The sequence below is a fragment of the Streptomyces sp. NPDC050145 genome (assembly GCF_044460245.1).
GTDB lineage: Bacteria > Actinomycetota > Actinomycetes > Streptomycetales > Streptomycetaceae > Streptomyces.
In genome coordinates this window covers 161200-180931 of sequence record NZ_JBITJS010000002.1, presented here as the reverse complement: position 1 = coordinate 180931, position 19732 = coordinate 161200, and the positions used below count along the sequence as shown (strand labels likewise).

The 19732-nt window shown below is 72.5% G+C and carries 17 protein-coding genes and 1 tRNA gene; 10 read left to right on the top strand and 8 right to left on the bottom strand.

All coding sequences use genetic code 11. The features are described from left to right. Positions 1-13 precede the first annotated feature (13 nt). The 4 genes from cydB to ACIBTU_RS04320 all read left to right on the top strand — a co-directional run bounded on the left by cydB (position 14) and on the right by ACIBTU_RS04320 (position 7536). On the top strand, positions 14-1018 hold the full coding sequence (cydB, locus tag ACIBTU_RS04335; RefSeq protein WP_399124368.1) for a cytochrome d ubiquinol oxidase subunit II: 1005 nt from the start codon (positions 14-16) through the stop codon (positions 1016-1018). Positions 1019-1059: 41 nt separating this feature from the next. Then, the gene (gene cydD, locus ACIBTU_RS04330) at positions 1060-4554 is read left to right on the top strand and encodes a thiol reductant ABC exporter subunit CydD (RefSeq protein ID WP_399124367.1); all 3495 of its coding nucleotides are present in this window, start codon (positions 1060-1062) and stop codon (positions 4552-4554) included. 43 nt (positions 4555-4597) lie between these two features. After that, complete coding sequence (locus ACIBTU_RS04325) at positions 4598-6361, top strand: GAF domain-containing sensor histidine kinase (protein ID WP_399124366.1); 1764 nt, start codon at positions 4598-4600, stop codon at positions 6359-6361. Positions 6362-6486: 125 nt separating this feature from the next. Further along, on the top strand, positions 6487-7536 hold the full coding sequence (locus tag ACIBTU_RS04320) for a peptidoglycan DD-metalloendopeptidase family protein (protein ID WP_399124365.1): 1050 nt from the start codon (positions 6487-6489) through the stop codon (positions 7534-7536). A 21-nt stretch (positions 7537-7557) separates the two neighbouring features. On the opposite strand, the gene ACIBTU_RS04315 is transcribed toward ACIBTU_RS04320, so the two are convergent. The 7 genes from ACIBTU_RS04315 to ACIBTU_RS04285 all read right to left on the bottom strand — a co-directional run bounded on the left by ACIBTU_RS04315 (position 7558) and on the right by ACIBTU_RS04285 (position 14326). Next, the gene (locus ACIBTU_RS04315) at positions 7558-8442 is read right to left on the bottom strand and encodes a Cof-type HAD-IIB family hydrolase (protein ID WP_399124364.1); all 885 of its coding nucleotides are present in this window, start codon (positions 8440-8442) and stop codon (positions 7558-7560) included. Positions 8443-8529: 87 nt separating this feature from the next. Further along, positions 8530-9471, bottom strand: a complete 942-nt coding sequence (locus ACIBTU_RS04310) for an LLM class flavin-dependent oxidoreductase (RefSeq protein ID WP_399124363.1) — start codon at positions 9469-9471, stop codon at positions 8530-8532. A gap of 36 nt (positions 9472-9507) precedes the next feature. Continuing rightward, positions 9508-9975, bottom strand: a complete 468-nt coding sequence (locus tag ACIBTU_RS04305) for a hypothetical protein (RefSeq protein ID WP_399124362.1) — start codon at positions 9973-9975, stop codon at positions 9508-9510. Positions 9976-10007: 32 nt separating this feature from the next. Further along, positions 10008-10550: an RNA 2'-phosphotransferase gene (locus ACIBTU_RS04300; protein WP_399124361.1), complete on the bottom strand. Its 543-nt coding sequence runs from the start codon at positions 10548-10550 to the stop codon at positions 10008-10010. Between the two features lie 143 nt (positions 10551-10693). Further along, positions 10694-11617 carry a MerR family transcriptional regulator gene (locus tag ACIBTU_RS04295; RefSeq protein WP_399124360.1) on the bottom strand — a complete coding sequence of 308 codons (924 nt, stop codon included), beginning with the start codon at positions 11615-11617 and terminating at the stop codon, positions 10694-10696. Positions 11618-11702: 85 nt separating this feature from the next. Then, entirely contained in the window at positions 11703-13484 is a 1782-nt protein-coding gene (locus tag ACIBTU_RS04290; protein ID WP_399124359.1) for an SDR family oxidoreductase, read from the bottom strand. Continuing rightward, entirely contained in the window at positions 13484-14326 is an 843-nt protein-coding gene (locus ACIBTU_RS04285) for a M24 family metallopeptidase (RefSeq protein WP_399124358.1), read from the bottom strand. Before ACIBTU_RS04285 ends, ACIBTU_RS04290 begins: the two co-directional genes overlap by 1 nt. A 294-nt stretch (positions 14327-14620) precedes the next feature. On the opposite strand from ACIBTU_RS04285, the gene ACIBTU_RS04280 reads away from it, so the two are divergent. The 6 genes from ACIBTU_RS04280 to ACIBTU_RS04255 all read left to right on the top strand — a co-directional run bounded on the left by ACIBTU_RS04280 (position 14621) and on the right by ACIBTU_RS04255 (position 18842). Next, on the top strand, positions 14621-15613 hold the full coding sequence (locus ACIBTU_RS04280; protein ID WP_399124811.1) for an ABC transporter ATP-binding protein: 993 nt from the start codon (positions 14621-14623) through the stop codon (positions 15611-15613). After that, positions 15603-16505: an ABC transporter permease subunit gene (locus tag ACIBTU_RS04275; RefSeq protein ID WP_399124357.1), complete on the top strand. Its 903-nt coding sequence runs from the start codon at positions 15603-15605 to the stop codon at positions 16503-16505. Before ACIBTU_RS04280 ends, ACIBTU_RS04275 begins: the two co-directional genes overlap by 11 nt. Then, entirely contained in the window at positions 16502-17413 is a 912-nt protein-coding gene (locus ACIBTU_RS04270; RefSeq protein ID WP_399124356.1) for an ABC transporter ATP-binding protein, read from the top strand. Before ACIBTU_RS04275 ends, ACIBTU_RS04270 begins: the two co-directional genes overlap by 4 nt. 20 nt (positions 17414-17433) lie before the next feature. Then, positions 17434-18153: an ABC transporter permease gene (locus ACIBTU_RS04265; RefSeq protein ID WP_399124355.1), complete on the top strand. Its 720-nt coding sequence runs from the start codon at positions 17434-17436 to the stop codon at positions 18151-18153. A 101-nt stretch (positions 18154-18254) separates the two neighbouring features. Next, positions 18255-18461: a hypothetical protein gene (locus ACIBTU_RS04260; protein ID WP_399124354.1), complete on the top strand. Its 207-nt coding sequence runs from the start codon at positions 18255-18257 to the stop codon at positions 18459-18461. 277 nt (positions 18462-18738) lie between these two features. Then, positions 18739-18842, top strand: a tRNA-OTHER gene (locus tag ACIBTU_RS04255). 23 nt (positions 18843-18865) lie between these two features. Here ACIBTU_RS04255 and ACIBTU_RS04250 read toward each other — a convergent pair. Beyond that, entirely contained in the window at positions 18866-19693 is an 828-nt protein-coding gene (locus ACIBTU_RS04250) for an HAD family hydrolase (RefSeq protein WP_399124353.1), read from the bottom strand. Between the last annotated feature and the right edge of the window lie 39 nt (positions 19694-19732).

Sequence of the window (19732 nt, the reverse complement as noted above, 5' to 3'; positions counted from 1 at the left end):
GAGCTGACGAGTCATGGAACTCCACGACGTCTGGTTCGTACTCATCGCCGTCCTGTGGATCGGCTACTTCTTCCTGGAGGGATTCGACTTCGGGGTCGGTGTGCTCACCAAGCTGCTGGCCCGCGACCGCACGGAACGCCGGGTGCTGATCAACACGATCGGCCCGGTGTGGGACGGCAACGAGGTGTGGCTGCTCACCGCGGGCGGCGCGACCTTCGCCGCCTTCCCCGAGTGGTACGCGACGCTGTTCTCCGGCTTCTACCTGCCGCTGCTGATCATCCTGGTGTGCCTGATCATCCGCGGTGTGGCCTTCGAGTACCGCGCGAAGCGGCCCGAGGAGCGCTGGCAGGCCAACTGGGAGCACGCGATCTTCTGGACCTCGCTGATCCCCGCGTTCCTGTGGGGCGTGGCCTTCGGCAACATCGTGCGCGGCGTGAAGATCGACAAGGACTTCGAGTACGTCGGTAACTTCTGGGACCTGCTCAACCCGTACGCGCTGCTCGGCGGCCTGGTCACGCTCAGCCTGTTCACCTTCCACGGCGCCGTGTTCAGCGCGCTCAAGACCGTCGGTGACATCCGGGTGCGGGCGCGGAGGACGGCGCTCGCCGTGGGGCTGGTCGCCGCGGTGGCCGCGCTCGGCTTCCTGATCTGGACTCAGGCCGACCACGGGGACGGAGGCTCGCTCGCCGCGATGATCGTGGCCGTGGTCGCGCTCGTCGGAGCGATCGGAGCCATCAAGCTGGGCCGCGAGGGCTGGTCGTTCGCGCTGTCGGGGATCACGATCGCGGCGGCCGTCGCGATGCTCTTCCTGACGCTGTTCCCGAACGTCATGCCGTCGTCGCTGAACGCGGACTGGAACCTGACGGTCAGCAACGCCTCGTCCAGCCCGTACACGCTGAAGATCATGACCTGGTGCGCGGGCATCGCGACCCCGATCGTGCTGCTCTACCAGTCGTGGACCTACTGGGTGTTCCGCAAGCGCATCGGCACGCACCACATCGCCGACGCCGCGCACTGAGTCCCTTGGGGCAACCCACCTGATGTGAGGGTGTGTTTCACGTGAAACCGATCGACCAGCGTCTGCTCCGGTACGCCCGGGCCACCCGTCTCTTCCTGATCGCGGTGGTCGTCCTCGGCGCCGCCGGGGCGGGCCTGGTCATCGCTCAGGCGATGCTGATCGCCGAGGTCGTGGTGGGCGCGTTCCAGCACGGGTTCGACGGGGCACGGCTGAGTACGCCGCTGCTGCTGATGGTGGCCGTGGCGGCCGGCCGGGGGCTCGTGTCCTGGCTGACCGAGCTGGCCGCGCACCGGGCGAGCGCGGCCGTGAAGTCGGAGCTGCGGGGCCGGCTGCTCGAGCGGGCGGCCGGGCTCGGACCCGGCTGGCTCACGGGTCAGCGCACCGGTTCCCTCGTGGCGCTCGCGACCCGGGGTGTCGACGCCCTGGACGACTACTTCTCGCGCTATCTGCCGCAGTTGGGGCTCGCGGTGGTGGTCCCGGTGGCGGTGCTCGCCCGCGTCGTCACCGAGGACTGGGTGTCGGCGGCGATCATCGTCGGCACGCTGCCCCTCATCCCGGTCTTCATGATCCTCATCGGCTGGGCCACCCAGTCCCGGATGGACCGTCAGTGGCGGCTCCTGTCCCGGCTCTCGGGCCACTTCCTGGACGTCGTCGCCGGGCTGCCCACCCTGAAGGTGTTCGGCCGCGCGAAGGCGCAGGCCGAGTCCATCCGCACGATCACCGGCGAGTACCGCAGGGCCACGATGCGCACGCTGCGGATCGCCTTCCTGTCGTCGTTCGCCCTCGAACTGCTCGCGACCCTGTCGGTCGCCCTGGTCGCCGTCACCATCGGCATGCGGCTCGTGCACGGCGACATGGACCTCTACGTGGGCATCGTCATCCTCGTCCTGGCGCCCGAGGCCTACCTGCCGCTGCGCCAGGTCGGGGCGCAGTTCCACGCGGCCGCCGAGGGGCTCGCCGCCGCCGAGGAGATCTTCGACGTCCTGGAGACGCCGCTGCCCGAGAGCGGCACGAAGGCGCTGCCCGAGGAGGGCGGCATCGCCTTCGACCGCGTCTCGGTCCGCTACGACGGGCGCGACGCGGACGCCGTCTCGTCGGTCTCCTTCGAGGTGGCCCAGGGCGAGACGGTCGCGCTGGTGGGCCCGAGCGGCGCCGGCAAGTCGACGCTCCTGAGCGCCCTGCTCGGCTTCGTCCGGCCGCGCGACGGACGCGTCCTGGTGGGCGGCACCGATCTGTCCGAGGCGGCGCGGGAGGCCTGGCACGCGCGCGTGGCGTGGGTGCCGCAGCGGCCGCAGCTGTACGCGGGCTCGATCGCCGAGAACGTACGGCTCGCCCGGCCCGGCGCGGACGACGCGGCGGTGCGGGCGGCGCTCGGCGAGGCCGGCGCCCTGGACTTCGTCGAGGCGCTCCCCGAGGGCCTCGACACCGTGCTCGGCGACGACGGGACCGGGCTCTCGGCGGGTCAGCGGCAGCGCCTCGCGCTCGCCCGCGCCTTCCTCGCCGACCGGCCCGTCGTGCTGCTGGACGAGCCGACCGCCGCGCTGGACGGCGACACCGAGGCGGGCATCGTCGAGGCGGTGCGCCGGCTCGCCGTGGGCCGCACCGTGGTCCTGGTCGTGCACCGTCCGGCGCTGCTCGCCGTCGCGGACCGGGTGGTGCGGCTCGCGCCGCCCGCCACCACGGACGACCCGGCGCAGGTCGCCCCGGCGGCCCCGGTGTCCGTCCCGCCGCAGACCCGCGAGGAAGCGCCGGCGGTCGCTTCGCAGCGCCCCGAGATGCGGGCCGAGGGACGCGGCGTCCTCGCCCGGCTCCGCGCCGCCGCCCGGCCGCGCCGCTCCCGGCTCGCCCTCGCGCTGCTGCTCGGGGCGCTCGCGCTCGGCAGCGCGGTCGGCCTGATGGCGACCAGCGGCTGGCTGATCTCGCGGGCCTCGCAGCAGCCGCCCGTGCTCTACCTGATGGTCGCGGTCACCGCCACGCGCGCGTTCGGCATCGGCCGGGCCTGCTTCCGGTACGCGGAGCGGCTCGTGTCGCACGACGCCGTGCTGCGGATGCTGGCCGACACCCGGGTCGCCGTCTACCGGCGCCTGGAGCGGCTCGCGCCGGCGGGGCTGCGCGCGACCCGGCGCGGCGACCTGCTGTCCCGGCTGGTGAGCGATGTCGACGCGCTCCAGGACTACTGGCTGCGCTGGCTGCTGCCCGCGTCGGCCGCCGCCCTGGTGGGCGCCGGGGCGGTCGCCTTCACCGCGTGGCTGCTGCCCGCGGCGGGCGCCGTGCTCGCCGTCGGACTGCTGCTCGCCGGGGTCGGGGTGCCGCTGCTGTCCGCGGCCGTCGCCCGCAGGGCCGAGCGCCGCCTCGCCCCCGCGCGCGGGCTGCTCGCCACCCGCGCCGCCGAACTGCTCACCGGCACCGCCGAGCTGACCGTCTCCGGCGCGCTGCCGCGCCGTATGAAGGAGGCCCGGGAGGCCGACTCCGCCCTGACCCGGATCGCCTCGCGCGCCGCCACCGCGACCGCGCTCGGCGACGGGCTCACGGCCCTGATCACGGGCCTGACCGTGGCCGGGGCCGCGCTGGCCGGCGTCCAGGGCGTGCGCGCCGGGCAGCTCGACGGGGTGGCGCTCGCGGTTGTCGTGCTCACTCCGCTCGCCGCGTTCGAGGCGGTGCTGGGGCTGCCGCTCGCGGTGCAGTACCGCCAGCGGGTCCGCAAGAGCGCCGAGCGGGTCCACGAGGTCCTGGACGCGCCCGACCCCGTACGGGAGCCGGAGCGGCCCGTGCCGGCGCCGCAGGACCCGTTCCCGCTCGTCGTACGGGGGCTCACGGCCCGGTACGAGGGGCAGGTGCGGGACGCGGTCGCCGGGGTGGACCTCACGCTGGCGCGCGGGCGCCGCGTCGCGGTCGTGGGCCCGTCGGGGTCCGGCAAGACCACGCTCGCCCAGGTGCTGCTGCGCTTCCTGGACCCGAGCGCGGGGACGTACACGCTCGGCGGCGTCGACGCCACGCACGTCGACGGGGACGACGTGCGCCGCGCGGTCGGGCTCTGCGCCCAGGACGCGCACCTCTTCGACAGCACCGTCCGCGAGAACCTGCTGCTGGCCAAGAAGGACGCCACGGAGGACGAGCTGCGGGCCGCCCTCGGCCGCGTACGCCTCCTGGAGTGGGTGGACGCGCTGCCCGAGGGGCTCGACACCCTGGTGGGCGAGCACGCGGCGCGGCTGTCCGGCGGGCAGCGGCAGCGGCTCGCGCTGGCCCGCGCCCTGCTCGCCGACTTCCCCGTCCTCGTCCTCGACGAGCCGGCCGAGCACCTGGACCTGGAGACGGCCGACGCCCTCACCGCGGACCTGCTGGACGCGACCCGGGGCCGTACGACGGTGCTGATCACGCATCGGCTCGCGGGACTGGAGGCCGTGGACGAGGTGCTGGTGCTGGATGCCGGGACGGTCGTGCAGCGCGGTCCGTACGCCGAGCTGGCCGCCGTCGAGGGTCCGCTGCGCGCGCTGCGGGAGCGGGAGGGCGCGCTTCCGGCCCTGTCCGGCCAGTGAACCCGACTTTCGTCGCCAAATAGGACTAATTACCCTCGGGGTCATGGTTGCACCCACGGACCCCGGCGTCCCCGCCTCCGCCGAGCCCGCCCCTGATCCGGCGCCGGCCGCAGCGGTCACCGATCCCGCCGAGGCGGCCACCCGGGCCACGCGCGGCCTTCAGGGGCTCTCGGCCGAGCTGACCGCGCGCGTGCCGCAGCTCCTGGAGGCGATGCGCTCGGTGGGCACCGGCCTGGAGCTGCACTCCACCCTCGACCGGATCTGCGAGACCGCAGCCGAGCTCGCGGGCGCCCGCTACGCGGCGATCGGCGTCGTCGCCGAGGACGGCAAGGGTCTGTCGGACTTCGTCTACCACGGCCTCGACGAGGAGACGGCGCGCCGCATCGGCCGGCTGCCCGACGGCCACCGCGGGCTGCTGGGCGCCCTCATCCACGACCCCGAGCCGATGCGGATGGCCGACCTCGCCGACGACCCGCGCTCCTGCGGCTTCCCGCCGAGGCACCCGCCGATGCGCACCTTCCTGGGGGTGCCCATCCGCGTCCAGGGCGAGATCTTCGGGAACCTCTACCTCACGGAGAAGCGCGGCGGCGAGGAGTTCACCGACTACGACCTGAACATGGTCCGGGTGCTCGCCACGGAGGCGGGCATCGCGATCGGCAACGCGCGCCTGTACGAGGCGGCCCGGCAGCGGGAGCGGTGGATCGACGGCTCCGTGGCCGTGACCACGGCGCTCCTGTCCGGAGGGGACGCGGAGGACGCCCTTCAGGTGGTCGCCGAGCAGGCCCGGCACCTGTCCGACTCGGCGGCCGGTCTCGTGCTGCTGCCCGACGCCGAGGGCGGCATGGAGGTCGTCGCGGTGGCCTCCGACCACCCCTCCGCGGCGCTCGGCGTCGTGCTCCCGCCGGAGAGCGCGATCGTCACCGAACTGCTCTGCGGGGAGCCCGTGTTCATCGAGGACGCGGCCACGGACCCCCGGGTCACGACCGATCTTGCGAGCCCCTACGGCCCCGCGATGCTGCTCCCGCTGCGCAGCGAGGACCGGGTGCTCGGCACGCTGGTGACGCCACGCGCGCGTGGAGCGCGGCCCTTCAGCGAGGCGGAGCGCACGCTCGGTGCCCAGTTCGCCGCCCAGGCGGCGTTGGCCCTGATGATGGCCGAGGCGCAGCGCGACCGGGAGCGGCTGGCCGTCTACGAGGACCGTGACCGCATCGCGCGCGACCTGCACGACCTGGTGATCCAGCGGCTGTTCGCCACCGGGATGATGCTGGAGACGGCCCAGCGCCGCTCGGTGGTGCCCGAGGTGCAGCGGGGGGTCGGCAAGGCCGTCGACGAGCTGGACACCACCATCCAGGAGATCCGCACCGCCATCTTCGCGCTCCAGCAGGGGCCGACGGAGGCGCCGGCGGGACTGCGCACGCGCGTGCTGCGCGAGATCAACATGGCGGCGGTACCGCTCGGCTTCAAGCCCGCCCACCACTTCGTGGGCCCGGTCGACACCCTCGTCGGCGAGGTCACCGGCAAGAACCTCATCGCGGCCCTGCGCGAGGCCCTCTCCAACGCGTTCCGGCACGCGCGGGCCGGGTCCATCGAGGTCGTCGTGGACGCCACCGTGCTGCTGCCGGACGGCCGGCCGGGCGTGCGCCTGACCGTCGCCGACGACGGCGTGGGCATCCCCGAGGGCGGCCGGCGCAGCGGCCTGAAGAACCTCAAGCGGCGTGCGGAGTCGCTCGGCGGCGACAGCTGGTACGGGCCCGGGACGGGTGAGGACGGGGGCGGCACGACGCTGGTGTGGCAGGCGCCGCACTGATACCTGGCTCGTCCGTTCCCTCCCCTGCCTGAGGAGTTACGTTTCTGCGCCGTCCGGGGCAGCGGTTCCCCCGGGCGCACGCGCTCCACAGGTGCGGTCGGGCGGGGCGGGTGACGATCCGTTACATGTCCCAACGACCCCGTCGTACCCGCAGTTCCCTCGTCGTTCCGGCGGCGCTGTGCGCGCTCGTCGCCCTCGGAGGCACCCCCGCGCTGTCCGTGGGGGCCGACGGCCCCGAGGCGAGCGCCGAGGTGGCGCGCCTCTACGAAGAGGCGTCGAAGGCCTCGCAGCACTACGAGGAGGGGCGCAGGGCCGCCGAACTCCAGAAGGCGGAGGCCCAGCGCATAGAGGGGCTGCTCGCCGAGGAGCGGCGGGAGAGCGCCGTGCTCCACGACGACCTCGGGCGCATCGCCCGCGCCCAGTACCGCAACGGCGGCGACATCCCCGTCGCCGCCCAGATGCTGCTCTCCGACGACCCCGAAGAGCTGATGCACGGTCAGCGTGCCGCCTGGCAGGCGGATCTGGCGCTGAACAACGCGGTCGCCAAGAGTCAGCGGGCCGAGAAGAAGCTGGAGGAGGGGCAGCGCAAGGCGACGGCCGCGTGGCTCTCCCTGAAGAAGCGCAACGACGAGCTGGCCGTCCTGAAGAAGAGCATCGCGAGCAGGCTCCAGGCGGCGCAGTGGACGCTGCAGGGTCAGGCCGACAGTTCGGTGGCCGCCGGTCAGTGCCGGGGCGCGGTCCGCCTCGACCAGCCCGCGTTCGCCTCCACGCGCGCGTGGATGCCACCGGTGGAGCGGTACGAGCTGTCGGCGGGCTTCGACAGCGCGGGGGCGCGCTGGGCGCACCGGCACACCGGGCAGGACTTCGCGGTGGACATCGGCACGCCGGTGCGGTCGGCCGGGGACGGGCGCGTGGTGAGCGTGACCTGCGGCGGTGCCTTCGGCATCCAGATCGTCGTGCGGCACGCGGGCGGCTACTACACGCAGTACGCGCACCTGTCGTCTGTCGCGGTCGACCAGGGCGAGCAGGTGAAGGCCGGCCAGTGGATCGGGCAGTCCGGCACGACCGGCAACTCGACGGGGCCGCACCTGCACTTCGAGGTGCGGCTCACGCCGTATCTGGGCTCCGGGGTGGACCCGGTGGCCTGGTTCGCGCAGCGGGGCGTGTCCTTGTGACAGGTCCGGCGCCGCGCGGGCTCACCGGCTCGCGAGGATCTCCTCGATGACGCGGGCCACGCCGTCCTCGTTGTTGGTGGCGGTGCGGCCCGTCGCGGCGGTCAGGACGTCCGGGTGCGCGTTGCCCATCGCGTAGGAGCGGCCCGCCCAGGCGAGCATCTCCATGTCGTTGGGCATGTCCCCGAAGGCGACGACCTCGGACGGGTCGATGCCGCGCTCGGCGCAGCACAGCGCGAGCGTGCTCGCCTTGGAGACCTCCCGGGCGCTGATCTCCAGGAGGGCGCTCGGGCTGGAGCGCGTGATGGCGGCCCGCTCGCCGACGGCCGCGCGGGCCAGCGCCAGGAACGCGTCCGGGTCGAGCTCGGGGTGGTAGGCGAGGAGCTTGAGCACGGGCTGGTCCGCGACGTCCTCGAAGTCGGCGGAGAGCAGCTTCTCCGCCGGTGCGACGGTCTCGCCCGGGTCCAGGTGCAGCGGCGGGTACGCCGGCTCGTGGTGCAGACCGCCCGTGCGCTCGACGGCGTACGCGGTGCCCGGCGCCGCGTCCCGCAGGATCCGTACGACCTCCAGCGCGTCCGGCACCGCCAACTCGCGGATCTTGACGAACCGGTGGCGGCCGGGGCCGTCGTGCAGGTCCACCACGGCGGCGCCGTTGCCGCAGATCGCCAGGCCGTGACCGTGGAGATGGTCGCTGACCACATCCATCCAGCGGGCCGGGCGCCCGGTCACGAAGAAGACCTCGATGCCGGCCTCCTCGGCGGCGGCGAGCGCGGCGACCGTACGAGGGGAAACGGTTTTGTCGTCGTGCAGCAGAGTGCCGTCGAGGTCCGTGGCGATCAGCCGGGGCGCGGAGAGGGCCGGGGTCCGGGGCCCAGGAGTCGATGAGGTCACCGCCCCATGGTCGCGCATCTGCGTGCACGGGCGTGCGGCGGGGCGCGCAGATGAGTACGCGTCTGGCGCGTCTGCGCACCCGCCCCGGACCGTCGGGAGCCGGTTTCAGCCGAGCTGGGCGAGGGCGTCCGTGGCGATGGCCTCGAAGACCTTCTGATCGGCGGCGAAGTCCGTGTCGGGGATCGGCCAGTGCAGCACGATCTCGGTGAAGCCCAGCTCCCGGTGGACACCCGCGAAGTCCACGAAGGCGTCGACGGACTCCAGCGGTCGGGCCCGGTCCGGGGTGAAGCCGGAGAGCAGGATCTTGTCCATCCCGGCCACGTCCCGGTCGACGGCGTCGCAGGCCGCGGTCAGCTTCTCGATCTGTCCGCGAATGGCTTGAACCGACTGCTCCGGGGTGCCCGCCGCGAACAGTTTCGGGTCGCCGGTGGTCACCCAGGCCTGCCCGTGGCGCGCGGCGAGCTTCAGCCCGCGCGGTCCGGTCGCGGCCACGGCGAAGGGCAGCCGGGGGCGCTGCACACACCCCGGGATGTTCTGCGCGCCGCCCGCCGAGTAGAACGTGCCGTCGTACGTCACGGTGTCCTCGGTGAGCAGCCGGTCGAGCAGCGGCACGAACTCGGCGAAGCGGTCGGCCCGTTCGCGCGGGGTCCACGGCTCCTGGTCGCCGCGCGCGAGGGCGGTGGCGTCGAAGCCGGTGCCGCCCGCGCCGATGCCGAGGGTGATCCGGCCGCCGGAGATGTCGTCCAGGGAGATCAGTTCCTTGGCGAGGGTGACGGGGTGCCGGAAGTTCGGGGAGGTCACCAGGGTGCCCAGGCGCAGCCGCTCGGTCGCGGTCGCGGCGGCGGTCAGCGTGGGGACCGCGCCGAACCAGGGCCCGTCGCGGAACGGCACGCGCCAGGACAGGTGGTCGTAGGTGTACGCGGTGTGGAAGCCCAGCTCCTCGGCGCGCACCCAGGCCTCGCGGGCGCCCTCGTGCCAGCGGCGGTAGGGCAGGATCACGGTGCTCAGACGGAGCGGGGACTGCGGCGTGCGGGGCGATTCGGTCATGCCTGCGAGCCTAAGCGGCGCGTGTCCCGGCCGCCCTCAGCGCACCTGGCGGTTCAGCCAGGGGGTGAGCAGGCTCATCGGTACGAGCTCCTTGTAGGTGCGGTCGCCGGGCAGCGGGACCAGGAGCCGGTATCCGGGCGGGAAGAACCGGCCGCGGACCTGGGCGAGGCCGCTGAGACAGGCGCGCAGGAAGGCGGGCACGTCGTCACGGGGTACGTCGTGGAACTCGACGCCCTCGACGGTGATCAGCGCGTCCCCCTCGGGGAACAGCCGCACGTCGATCCGCGGCGAGCCGCCGAGCTCGACGTACGCCTCGTGCGGCAGCGAGCCGTCGGGATCGGTCGTGGTGCCGACGCCCGCGGCGGTGCGGCGGGAGGTCCGGTCGCTGCCGATGTCGTGCTCGACCACGCACTCCACGGCGAACTCGTCGGCGAGCGCGCGCAGCGCGGTGACGGCCGCCTCGGTGCTGGGCAGCGGGGGCTGGGTGCCGGGTTCCTGGTCCATACCGGTCGATGATGCCTGAGCCGGGGCCCGGATCAGCCGGGAAAGCGCAGGTAGCGCGGGGGGACGGCGGCCGTCAGCCAGACCCCGTTCGCGCTCACGCGGAAGACGTGGCCGTCGCGGTGCATCGCGCCCGCGTCGACGGACAGCACGACGGGACGGCCGCGCCGGGCGCCGACGCGGGTGGCGGTCTCCCGGTCGGCGGACAGGTGCACGTCGTGCCGGGCCATCGGGCGCAGTCCCTCGGCCCGGATCGCGTCCAGGAAGCGGGGGACGGTGCCGTGGTACAGGTACGCGGGCGGCTCGGCGGGCTCCAGGCCCAGGTCGACGGCGATCGTGTGGCCCTGGTTGGCCCGGATGCGGGTGCCGTCGATCGTGAAGCGCCGCTTGTCGTTCTCGGCGACGACGCGGTCCAGCTCGGCGCGGGTGAAGGGGAAGCCGTGGGCGGCGGCCGCGGCGAGCAGGGTCTCGATCTCGACCCAGCCGGCGTCGTCCGGCGTGAGTCCGATGCGGTCCGGCCGGTGGCGCAGATGGCGGGACAGGTACTTCGACACCTTCACGGTGCGGGGGTCGTCCATGGCGTCAGAGTGCCTCGGAAGCCCCGGCGAAGTCTTCGGAAATTTTTTGCTCGCATGTTTGATCCACAAGCAAGTCGCGTTATCCACAGGGGAATTGGCGATTCTGTGGACAACTCCCAGGCAATATGCCTGGTTTGGTGAACTCAGCTCTCTTTGTTGTGGTTTGCGGCGAGTGAGTCCAATGTCCTGGCCTGTACCTCGCGTTCGGCCGCCGCCGCGATGAACGCCGAGACATGCTCGGGCCCAACCAGCGTGCGTACGGCCCGCATCGTGCCGGCGGGCATCGTGATCGCCTGCGGCTCATCGGGCAGTGTGGTCACCGGTCCCGCGGCCAGGTGCCGGTTGAGGTGCTGGGTCGCGAACAGACGCATGGCGCGTGCCAGTTCGGCGTCCACCGACTGCTGGGCGAGCGGTCTCAGGCGCCGCACCAGCGAGGCGGCCTCGGCCGCTTCCGCGTCCGTCGGCGGGAGCGGACCGAGATAGCGGGCGAAGACGTGCTCGGTCGTGAACTCCAGGAAACGGGCGGCGATGTGCTCGATCTGCCCCCTCAACTCCCGCAGGTGGCCCGAGATCGCGGACAGCGGGACGCCCGCGGCGTACAACTCCACGGCCACGGCCAGCTCTTGAGGACTCGGCACGAGGAACTCGTCATCACGCCCCGGTACGCGCTCCAGCACCCCGAGCGCGATCGCGTCCTGCACGGCGGCCTCGTCCGGGTCGCCGCCGAACCGCGCGTCGAGCTCCGCGCGCGTGATCCGGCCCGCCCGCTCGTCGGTCCACGGCTTGTCCACCTCGGCGACCAGACCGAGCACGCCGCCGAGCCCCCGGCCGGCGTCCCAGGCCTCCAGGAGCTCCTTGATCGAGGCCAGGGTGTACCCGCGGTCGAGCAGGTCGGCGATCTGCCGCAGCCGCGACAGATGCGCGTGCGTGTACACGTTGGACCGGCCGCGCCGCTCGGGCCGGGGCAGCAGGCCCCGGTCCTGATAGGCACGGATGGTGCGGACCGTGGCGCCGCTGTGGTGCGCCAGGTCCTCGATCCGGTATTCGGCGACCGACTGCTCCGTCACACCCCACGCCCCTCGGTCGTGCCGGCCCTGCGCGGCGAACCTTCCTGCGAGGGATGGTACGACCGGCACGGCCGGCCCACGACACTCACAACGGCGGCTCCATCCGTGCGATCGCGCGCAGGGCCCGGGGAGTGAAGCGGGACATCAGGTGCGCGCCACGGGCCTCCGGGGTGACCGGCACGACCGCCTTGTTCTGCACGACGGCGCTCAGGATCGCGTCGGCGACCTTCTCCGGCGGATAGTTCCGCCGGCCGTACAGGCGCGAGGACTTCTCCTGGCGGCGCTTCTCCTCCTCGGCGTCCGCGCCGGCGAAACGGGCCGTCGCCGTGATGTTCGTGTTCACCAGACCCGGGCAGATCGCGGAGACGCCGATGCCCTGGCCGGCCAGCTCGGCGCGCAGGCACTCGCTGAGCATGAGGACGGCGGCCTTCGAGGTGCTGTAGGCGGGCAGCGCCTTGGACGGCAGGTACGCGGCCGCCGACGCCGTGTTCACGATGTGGCCGCCCTGGCCGCGCTCGGCCATCTGCTTCCCGAACAGGCGGCAGCCGTGGATGACCCCCCACAGGTTCACGTCGAGGACCTTCTTCCAGTCCTCGGGGGTCGTGTCGAAGAACGAACCCGACAGGCCGATGCCCGCGTTGTTCACCAGCACGTCCACCACGCCGTACTCGGCCGCGACCTTCTCGGCGAGCTTCTCCATGGCCTGCTCGTCCGTGACGTCGACGGTCTCCGCCCACGCCTCGGGCGCGCCGATCAACTGGGCCATCTCGGCGGTCCTCGCCACGCTCTCCGCGTCCCGGTCCACGGCGATCACGCGCGCGCCGGCCTCGGCGAACGCGAACGCGGTGGCCCGGCCGATGCCGCTGCCCGCGCCCGTGACCAGGACGAGCTGGCCGCCGAACCGGTCCGCGTACTTGCCGGACGCGGGGGTGCGCCGGGCGGGCACGCCACCCTCCTGCTCCTCGTGCGCGGTGACGAACTCGCCGATCCAGGCCGACAGCTGGTCGGGCCGGGTGCGCGGCACCCAGTGCTTGGCGGGCAGGCTGCGCCGGGTCAGCTCGGGCGCCCACAGCTCCAGCTGGTCGTAGAGCCGCGGCGACAGGAAGGCGTCCCCGAGGGGCGTGATGAGCTGCACGGGCGCGTGCGCGTACGCGTCCTCGCGCGGGTGAGTCAGGCGCGCCCGCACGTTGTCCCGGTAGAGCCAGGCTCCGTGGGCGGCGTCCGTGGGCAGCGACGCCGTCGGGTAGTCGCCGGCGGGGACGCCCTCGACGCGCTCCAGGATCTTCGGCCAGCGCTTGCCGAGCGGGCCGCGCCAGGCCAGCTCCGGAACCACCGGCGTGTGCAGCATGTACACGTACCAGGACTTGGCGCCCTGGCCGAGGAGCTGGCCGACCTTGCGGGGCGTGGGCCGCTTCATGCGCTGCTTGATCCAGTGCCCGAAGTGGTCGAGGGACGGCCCCGACATCGAGGTGAAGGACGCGATGCGGCCCTCGGTGCGCTTGACCGTGACGAACTCCCAGGACTGCACGGAGCCCCAGTCGTGCCCCACCACGTGGACCGGCCGGTCGGGACTCACGGCGTCGATGACGGCCACGAAGTCGTCGGTCAGCTTCTCCAGGGTGAAGCCGCCGCGCAGCGGGGACGGAGCCGTGGACCGGCCCATGCCGCGCACGTCGTAGAGGACGACGTGGAAGCGGTCCGCGAGGCGCGTGGCGACCTCGGACCACACCTCCTTGGAGTCCGGGTAGCCGTGCACCAGGACGACGGTGGGCCGCGCCGCGTCGCCGAGCTCCACGACGCACAGCTCGATCCCGCCCGTGGCCACCGTGCGCTCACGCGCGCCGTGGATCTTCGTCAGGTCCGTCATCAGATGCCCTCCGCCCAGCGCCGCACGTGCGGCAGATCGTCGTCCAGCCAAAACGCGCTCTCCTCGGGGTCCTTGGAGTCCGTCACCACGAGGAGCTCCTCGAACTTGGCGCCAGTGCCGCGGAATCCGAGGTGCGGCTCCACCGCCCACAGCCCGGGCCGCGGCGGATGGTCGGAGAACCGGTACGGGGACCACAGCGGCGACCAGCCGTCCCGGTGCCCGTGCAGTGCGTCGCTCGCCAGGCCCTTGAGGGACTGCGCGCCGAAGCCGAACAGCGTCGGGTTCAGCCGGCGCTCCCTGACCCGGTCCACCTTGTGGGCGATGACGCCGAAGGGGTACGCCCGGTGCCGGTTCGCATAGCCCTGGCGGACCATGAGCCGGTCCACGTCCTCGTAGATCTCCCGCAGCGTGCGGCGCTCGCGCACCTCGCGCAGGATCAGCTCGCGGTGGGCCTGGAGGTCGGCGAGCAGCTTGTCGTGCAGGGGGCTGAGGCCGAGACAGCCCGAGTAGCCGATGTCCGCCGTGTAGCCCTTGTGGACCGGTGCCATGTCGAGGATGAACGGCATGCCCGCCTCGAGCCTGCGGTTCGTCGGGAAGAACTGGAGCGGGACGCGGAAGTTCACGAACGCCGTGCGGTCGCCGAACCAGGCGAAGGGCAGGTGGAACCAGTCCCGCACCCCGCGCTCACGCAGCCAGTCGCGCTGCATGCGCGCCGCCTCGCGCTCGGTCACCCCCGGCTTGAGCTGCGCCGCGACCGCCTCCGCGCACGCGTACGCGAGGGTCTGCACTTCCCTGAACCCCCGCAGCTCCGCGGAGAGTTCCCGTGCCACTGCTGTGGTCATGCCACCGTCCGTCCCGGTCCCGGCCGCCCGTGACCGGGACGTCGCCGTACGCGCTCGTAACTTGACACTGATGAATGTGACAATGACCGGCGTCGACGTCAAGGGTCCGGCGGCAGACTGTGGAAAACATCCGGGATGTGCACAACCGGACCACCGTGACGGGTGGGGCGCCTGTCCCCAGGGGACTACTGGAGGGTGACCCCCTAGGGATCCGTACGCCTCAGGTCTCATACGAGGTCGACCCCACGGTCTGACGCCAGATGTGGCCTGCGCCACTAGCGTCGAAGCGTGACTGTGATCGCGACCGAAAGCCTGAGCAAGCGGTTCCCCCGGGTGACCGCGCTTGACCGGCTGACCATGGACATCGAGCCCGGGGTGACCGGACTCGTCGGGGCCAATGGAGCCGGCAAGTCCACCATGATCAAGATCCTGCTGGGTCTGTCCCCCGCCTCGGAGGGCCGAGCCGAAGTGCTCGGGCTCGACGTCGCGACCAAGGGCGCCGAGATCCGCGAGCGGGTCGGGTACATGCCCGAGCACGACTGCCTGCCGCCCGACGTCTCGGCCACCGAGTTCGTCGTCCACATGGCGCGCATGTCGGGCCTGCCGCCCACCGCAGCCCGCGAACGCACGGCGGACACGCTGCGCCACGTCGGCCTGTACGAGGAGCGCTACCGCCCCATCGGCGGCTACTCGACCGGCATGAAGCAGCGCGTGAAGCTGGCCCAGGCCCTCGTCCACGACCCGCAGCTGGTCTTCCTGGACGAGCCGACCAACGGCCTGGACCCGGTCGGCCGCGACGACATGCTCGACCTGATCCGCCGCGTCCACTCCGACTTCGGCATCTCGGTCCTCGTCACCTCGCACCTGCTCGGCGAACTGGAGCGCACCTGCGACCACGTCGTCGTGATCGACGGCGGCAAGCTGCTGCGCTCCAGCTCCACCCAGGACTTCACCCAGAGCACGGCGACGCTCGCCGTCGAGGTCACCGACAGCGACGAACACCCCGACGGCACGCGCGCGTTGCGCGAGGCGCTCACCGGGCGCGGCATCGAGACCCACACCGGCGGCGAACTGCCCGGGGCCGGACACATCGTCCTGCTCACCGCCCAGGGCGAGCAGACCTACGACCTCGTGCGCGACGTCGTGGCCGACCTCGGCCTCGGCCTGGTGCGCATGGAGCAGCGCCGGCACCACATCGCGGAGGTCTTCCGACCGGCCGACGAACAGCAGGAACCCCTCGCCCCCGTGGCGGCACAGCAGACGGGAGGCGGCCACGATGACCACTGAACCCATGCCCACGGACCGCGCGTCCACCCAGATCCACAACATCGGCTACCGCCACTACGACGGCCCGCGCCTCGGCCGCGCCTACGCCCGCCGCTCGCTCTTCTCGCAGAGCCTGCGCGGCGCGTACGGCCTGGGCCGCTCCGCGAAGTCGAAGGTGCTGCCCATGCTGCTCTTCGTGGTGATGTGCGTGCCCGCGCTGATCATGGTCGCGGTCGCCGTCACCACCAAGGCGAAGGACCTGCCGCTCGACTACACGCGCTACGCGGTCGTCCTCCAGGCGGTGATCGCCCTCTACGTGGCCTCACAGGCGCCCCAGGCCGTCTCGCGCGACCTGCGCTTCAAGTCCGTACCGCTCTACTTCTCGCGCCCCATCGAGCGCGGCGACTACGTGGCGGCGAAGTTCGCCGCCATGACGTCCGCCCTGTTCATCCTCACCGCCGCGCCGCTCGTCGTTCTCTACGTAGGCGCACTGCTCGCCAAGCTCGACTTCGCCGAGCAGACCGAGGGATTCGCCCAGGGACTGGTCTCCGTGGCACTGCTGTCACTGCTCCTCGCCGGCATCGGACTCGTCATCTCCGCCGTCACCCCGCGCCGCGGCTTCGGCATCGCCGCCGTGATCGCCGTCCTGACGATCTCCTTCGGCGCCGTCTCCACCGTCCAGGCGATCGCCGACGCGCAGGACAACGGCGGCGCGGTCTCCTGGCTCGGCCTGTTCTCGCCGATCACGCTCATCGACGGCGTACAGACCGCCTTCCTGGGCGCCACGTCCGCCTTCCCGGGCGCGCACGGCCCCTCGTCCGGCCAGGGCGTCGTCTACCTCCTCGTCGTCCTCGGCCTCATCGCCGGCTCCTACGGGCTGCTGATGCGCCGCTACCGGAAGGTCGGACTGTGAGTGCCATCAACATCGACCACGTCTCGCGCTGGTTCGGCAACGTGGTCGCCGTCAACGACGTCACCATGACGGTCGGCCCCGGCGTCACGGGCCTGCTCGGCCCCAACGGAGCGGGCAAGTCCACGCTCATCAACATGATGGGCGGCTTCCTCGCCCCCTCGAACGGCACGGTCACCCTCGACGGGCAGCCGATCTGGCGCAACGAGCAGATCTACCGCCACATCGGGATCGTCCCCGAGCGCGAGGCCATGTACGACTTCCTCACGGGGCGCGAATTCGTCGTCGCCAACGCCGAGTTGCACGGCCTCGGCAAGAAGGAGGCGGGGCGGGCCCTCGCCACCGTGGAGATGGAGTACGCGCAGGACCGCAAGATCTCGACGTACTCCAAGGGCATGCGCCAGCGCGTGAAGATGGCCTCCGCGCTCGTCCACGAACCGTCCGTGCTCCTCCTGGACGAGCCGTTCAACGGCATGGACCCGCGCCAGCGCATGCAGCTCATGGACCTGCTGCGGCGCATGGGCGACGAGGGCCGCACGGTGCTCTTCTCCTCGCACATCCTCGAGGAGGTCGAGCAGCTCGCCTCCCACATCGAGGTGATCGTCGCCGGACGGCACGCGGCCAGCGGCGACTTCCGCAAGATCCGCCGCCTGATGACCGACCGCCCGCACCGCTATCTGATCCGCTCCAGCGACGACCGCGCCCTGGCCGCCGCACTGATCGCGGACCCGTCCACCGCCGGCATCGAGGTCGACCTCAAGGAAGGTGCGCTGCGCGTCCAGGCCGTCGACTTCGGCCGCTTCACGGTGCTGCTCCCGAAGGTCGCGCAGGCGCACGGCATCCGCCTGCTCACCGTCTCGCCGTCCGACGAATCCCTCGAGTCCGTCTTCTCGTATCTGGTCGCGGCCTAGTCACGGCGTAGGAGGCCCTGATGTACGACCCCACTGTCGCCCGGCTCACCTACCGAGCCCTGCTCGGCCGCCGCCGGGCCCTCATCCTGTTCGCCCTGCCCGTGCTGCTCATCGGCATCTCGGCGCTGGTCCGCGGCCTCACCGGCGCCGACGACCAGACGGCGTCCGACGTCCTCGGCGGCTTCGCGCTCGCCACGATGGTGCCGCTGATCGGCGTCATCGCCGGCACGGGCGCGATCGGCCCCGAGATCGACGACGGCTCCGTGGTCTATCTCCTGTCGAAGCCCGTGAAGCGGCCCACGATCATCTTCACCAAGCTCATCGTGGCCGTCGCCGTCACCATGGTCTTCTCCGCCGTCCCGACCCTGATCGCGGGCCTGATCCTGAACGGGAACGGGCAGCAGATCGCCGTCGCCTACACGGTCGCGGCCCTCGTCGCCTCCATCGCGTACGCCGCGATCTTCCTGCTGCTCGGCACGGTGACCCGGCACGCGGTCGTCTTCGGCCTCGTCTACGCCCTCGTGTGGGAGGCGCTCTTCGGCTCCCTGGTCGCCGGCGCCCGCACCCTCAGCGTGCAGCAGTGGTCCCTCGCGGTCGCCCACAAGGTGGCCGGCGGCGACCTCGTCACCTCGGACGTCGGCCTCCCCCTCGCGGCGGTCCTCCTGGTGGCGGTCACGGTCCTGGCCACCTGGTACGCGGGCCAGAAGCTCCGCGCGCTGACGCTGGCGGGCGAGGAGTAGTCCGGTGCGCACCCTGTGCGGATCTTGACGCCGATCTCACCCTCCCGTCCGGACACTGGGGGAGGGTGAGCGGTCCGTACGCCGCCCGAGGAGGATCTGCGATGGACGACGCCGACGCCTGGGACGACGTGGTGCTGGACGCCGACTTCATCCGCGAAGCGGAGACCGAGGAGCCGTCCGCGCGGGCCCGCATGCTCGCGGCCCGCTGGCGCGACGGCGGCCCCGACCCGCAGCCGTGGCGCTCCGACGAGCCGCCCGCGGGATGGTTCTTCAGCAAGGCCAGGCGCCGCAGATGGCGGCGCCGCTGACCCCGGGCCCGCAAGCCCCGGGCTTTTAATCGGTGGCGGTGAACGGCCTGGCGCGGCACAGTAGTTGTGTCACCGCGCCGGGGCGTCAGGCTCCGGCGGGCCACCTACCGGGAGAGGAGCGCGACGATGAAGTTCAGTAGTCCGTCGAGCTCCCGGCAGGGCAGCCCGAGGCAGGCTCCGGAGTAGTCACTGCACTCCGTGGAGCCCCGCCCCAGGGGTGCTGCCCGGGGCGGCCGCTTCGAGCACGTGCCCTTCGGGACGCGTGGGCCGCCCACCCGGAGGATTGGCCGAGTGGTAAGGCAGCGGCTTGCACTGTGCTCATTCAGAAGCGAGTCGTCGTCGGGGTTGCCCCCCGCGCGCGTTCGATCCGCGCATCCTCCGCAAACAGGTACAGCCATCGGCACTCAGCCGAGCAGACGCTCCAGGACCACCGCGATGCCGTCGTCCGCGTTCGACGTCGTCACCTCGTCGGCCACGGCCTTCAGCTCCTCGTGCGCGTTGGCCATCGCCACACCGTGCGCCGCCCAGCCGAACATCGGGATGTCGTTGGGCATGTCGCCGAACGCGATCGTGGTCGCCGCCTTCGCGCCCAGCCGGCGCGCCGCGAGCGACAGACCCGTGGCCTTCGACAGCCCCAGCGGCAGCAGCTCCACGACGCCCGGGCCGGCCATCACGATGCCCACGAGATCGCCCGCCACCCCACGCGCGACCTCGGCCAGCTCGTCGTCCGACAGCTTCGGGTGCTGGACATAGACCTTGTTGAGCGGCGCCGCCCACAGGTCGGAGACCTCCGTGAACGGGATGACCGGGAGCGGCCCCTCCTGCACCTGGTAGCCGGGGCCCACGATCACCTCGCCCTCGATGCCGTCGCGGCTCGCGGCGATCGCCAGCGGCCCGGTCTCGGCCTCGATCTTCGACAGGGCGAGCCCCGCCAGCTGCCGGTCGAGCGTCACGGACGTCAGGAGGCGGTGCTCCCCCGCGTGGTAGACCTGCGCGCCCTGGCCGCACACCGCGAGTCCCTCGTAACCGAGGTCGTCGAGGATGTGCCGGGTCCAGGGCACGGACCGGCCGGTGACGACGATGTGCGCCGCACCCGCCGCGGTGGCCGCGGCGAGCGCCTCACGGGTGCGCTCCGAGACCGTCTCGTCGGGACGCAGCAGCGTCCCGTCGAGGTCGGTCGCGACGAGCCGGTACGGAAAGGCGGCGGGTGCAATCGGAGCGGGCTGGCTCACTTGGTGATCGGCTCCAGTCGGTTCTGACGCGGGTTCACG

What these genes read in the sequence shown, in the direction of transcription:
- ACIBTU_RS04310 (WP_399124363.1), bottom strand. Translation starts at nt 9,471, where the DNA reads ATGACCGAATCGCCCCGCACGCCGCAGTCCCCGCTCCGTCTGAGCACC.
- ACIBTU_RS04285 (WP_399124358.1), bottom strand. Translation starts at nt 14,326, where the DNA reads ATGACCACAGCAGTGGCACGGGAACTCTCCGCGGAGCTGCGGGGGTTC.
- ACIBTU_RS04315 (WP_399124364.1), bottom strand. Translation starts at nt 8,442, where the DNA reads ATGCGCGACCATGGGGCGGTGACCTCATCGACTCCTGGGCCCCGGACC.
- ACIBTU_RS04265 (WP_399124355.1), top strand. Translation starts at nt 17,434, where the DNA reads ATGTACGACCCCACTGTCGCCCGGCTCACCTACCGAGCCCTGCTCGGC.
- ACIBTU_RS04325 (WP_399124366.1), top strand. Translation starts at nt 4,598, where the DNA reads ATGGTTGCACCCACGGACCCCGGCGTCCCCGCCTCCGCCGAGCCCGCC.
- ACIBTU_RS04305 (WP_399124362.1), bottom strand. Translation starts at nt 9,975, where the DNA reads ATGGACCAGGAACCCGGCACCCAGCCCCCGCTGCCCAGCACCGAGGCG.
- ACIBTU_RS04260 (WP_399124354.1), top strand. Translation starts at nt 18,255, where the DNA reads ATGGACGACGCCGACGCCTGGGACGACGTGGTGCTGGACGCCGACTTC.
- ACIBTU_RS04275 (WP_399124357.1), top strand. Translation starts at nt 15,603, where the DNA reads ATGACCACTGAACCCATGCCCACGGACCGCGCGTCCACCCAGATCCAC.
- ACIBTU_RS04300 (WP_399124361.1), bottom strand. Translation starts at nt 10,550, where the DNA reads ATGGACGACCCCCGCACCGTGAAGGTGTCGAAGTACCTGTCCCGCCAT.
- ACIBTU_RS04320 (WP_399124365.1), top strand. Translation starts at nt 6,487, where the DNA reads ATGTCCCAACGACCCCGTCGTACCCGCAGTTCCCTCGTCGTTCCGGCG.
- cydB (WP_399124368.1), top strand. Translation starts at nt 14, where the DNA reads ATGGAACTCCACGACGTCTGGTTCGTACTCATCGCCGTCCTGTGGATC.
- ACIBTU_RS04290 (WP_399124359.1), bottom strand. Translation starts at nt 13,484, where the DNA reads ATGACGGACCTGACGAAGATCCACGGCGCGCGTGAGCGCACGGTGGCC.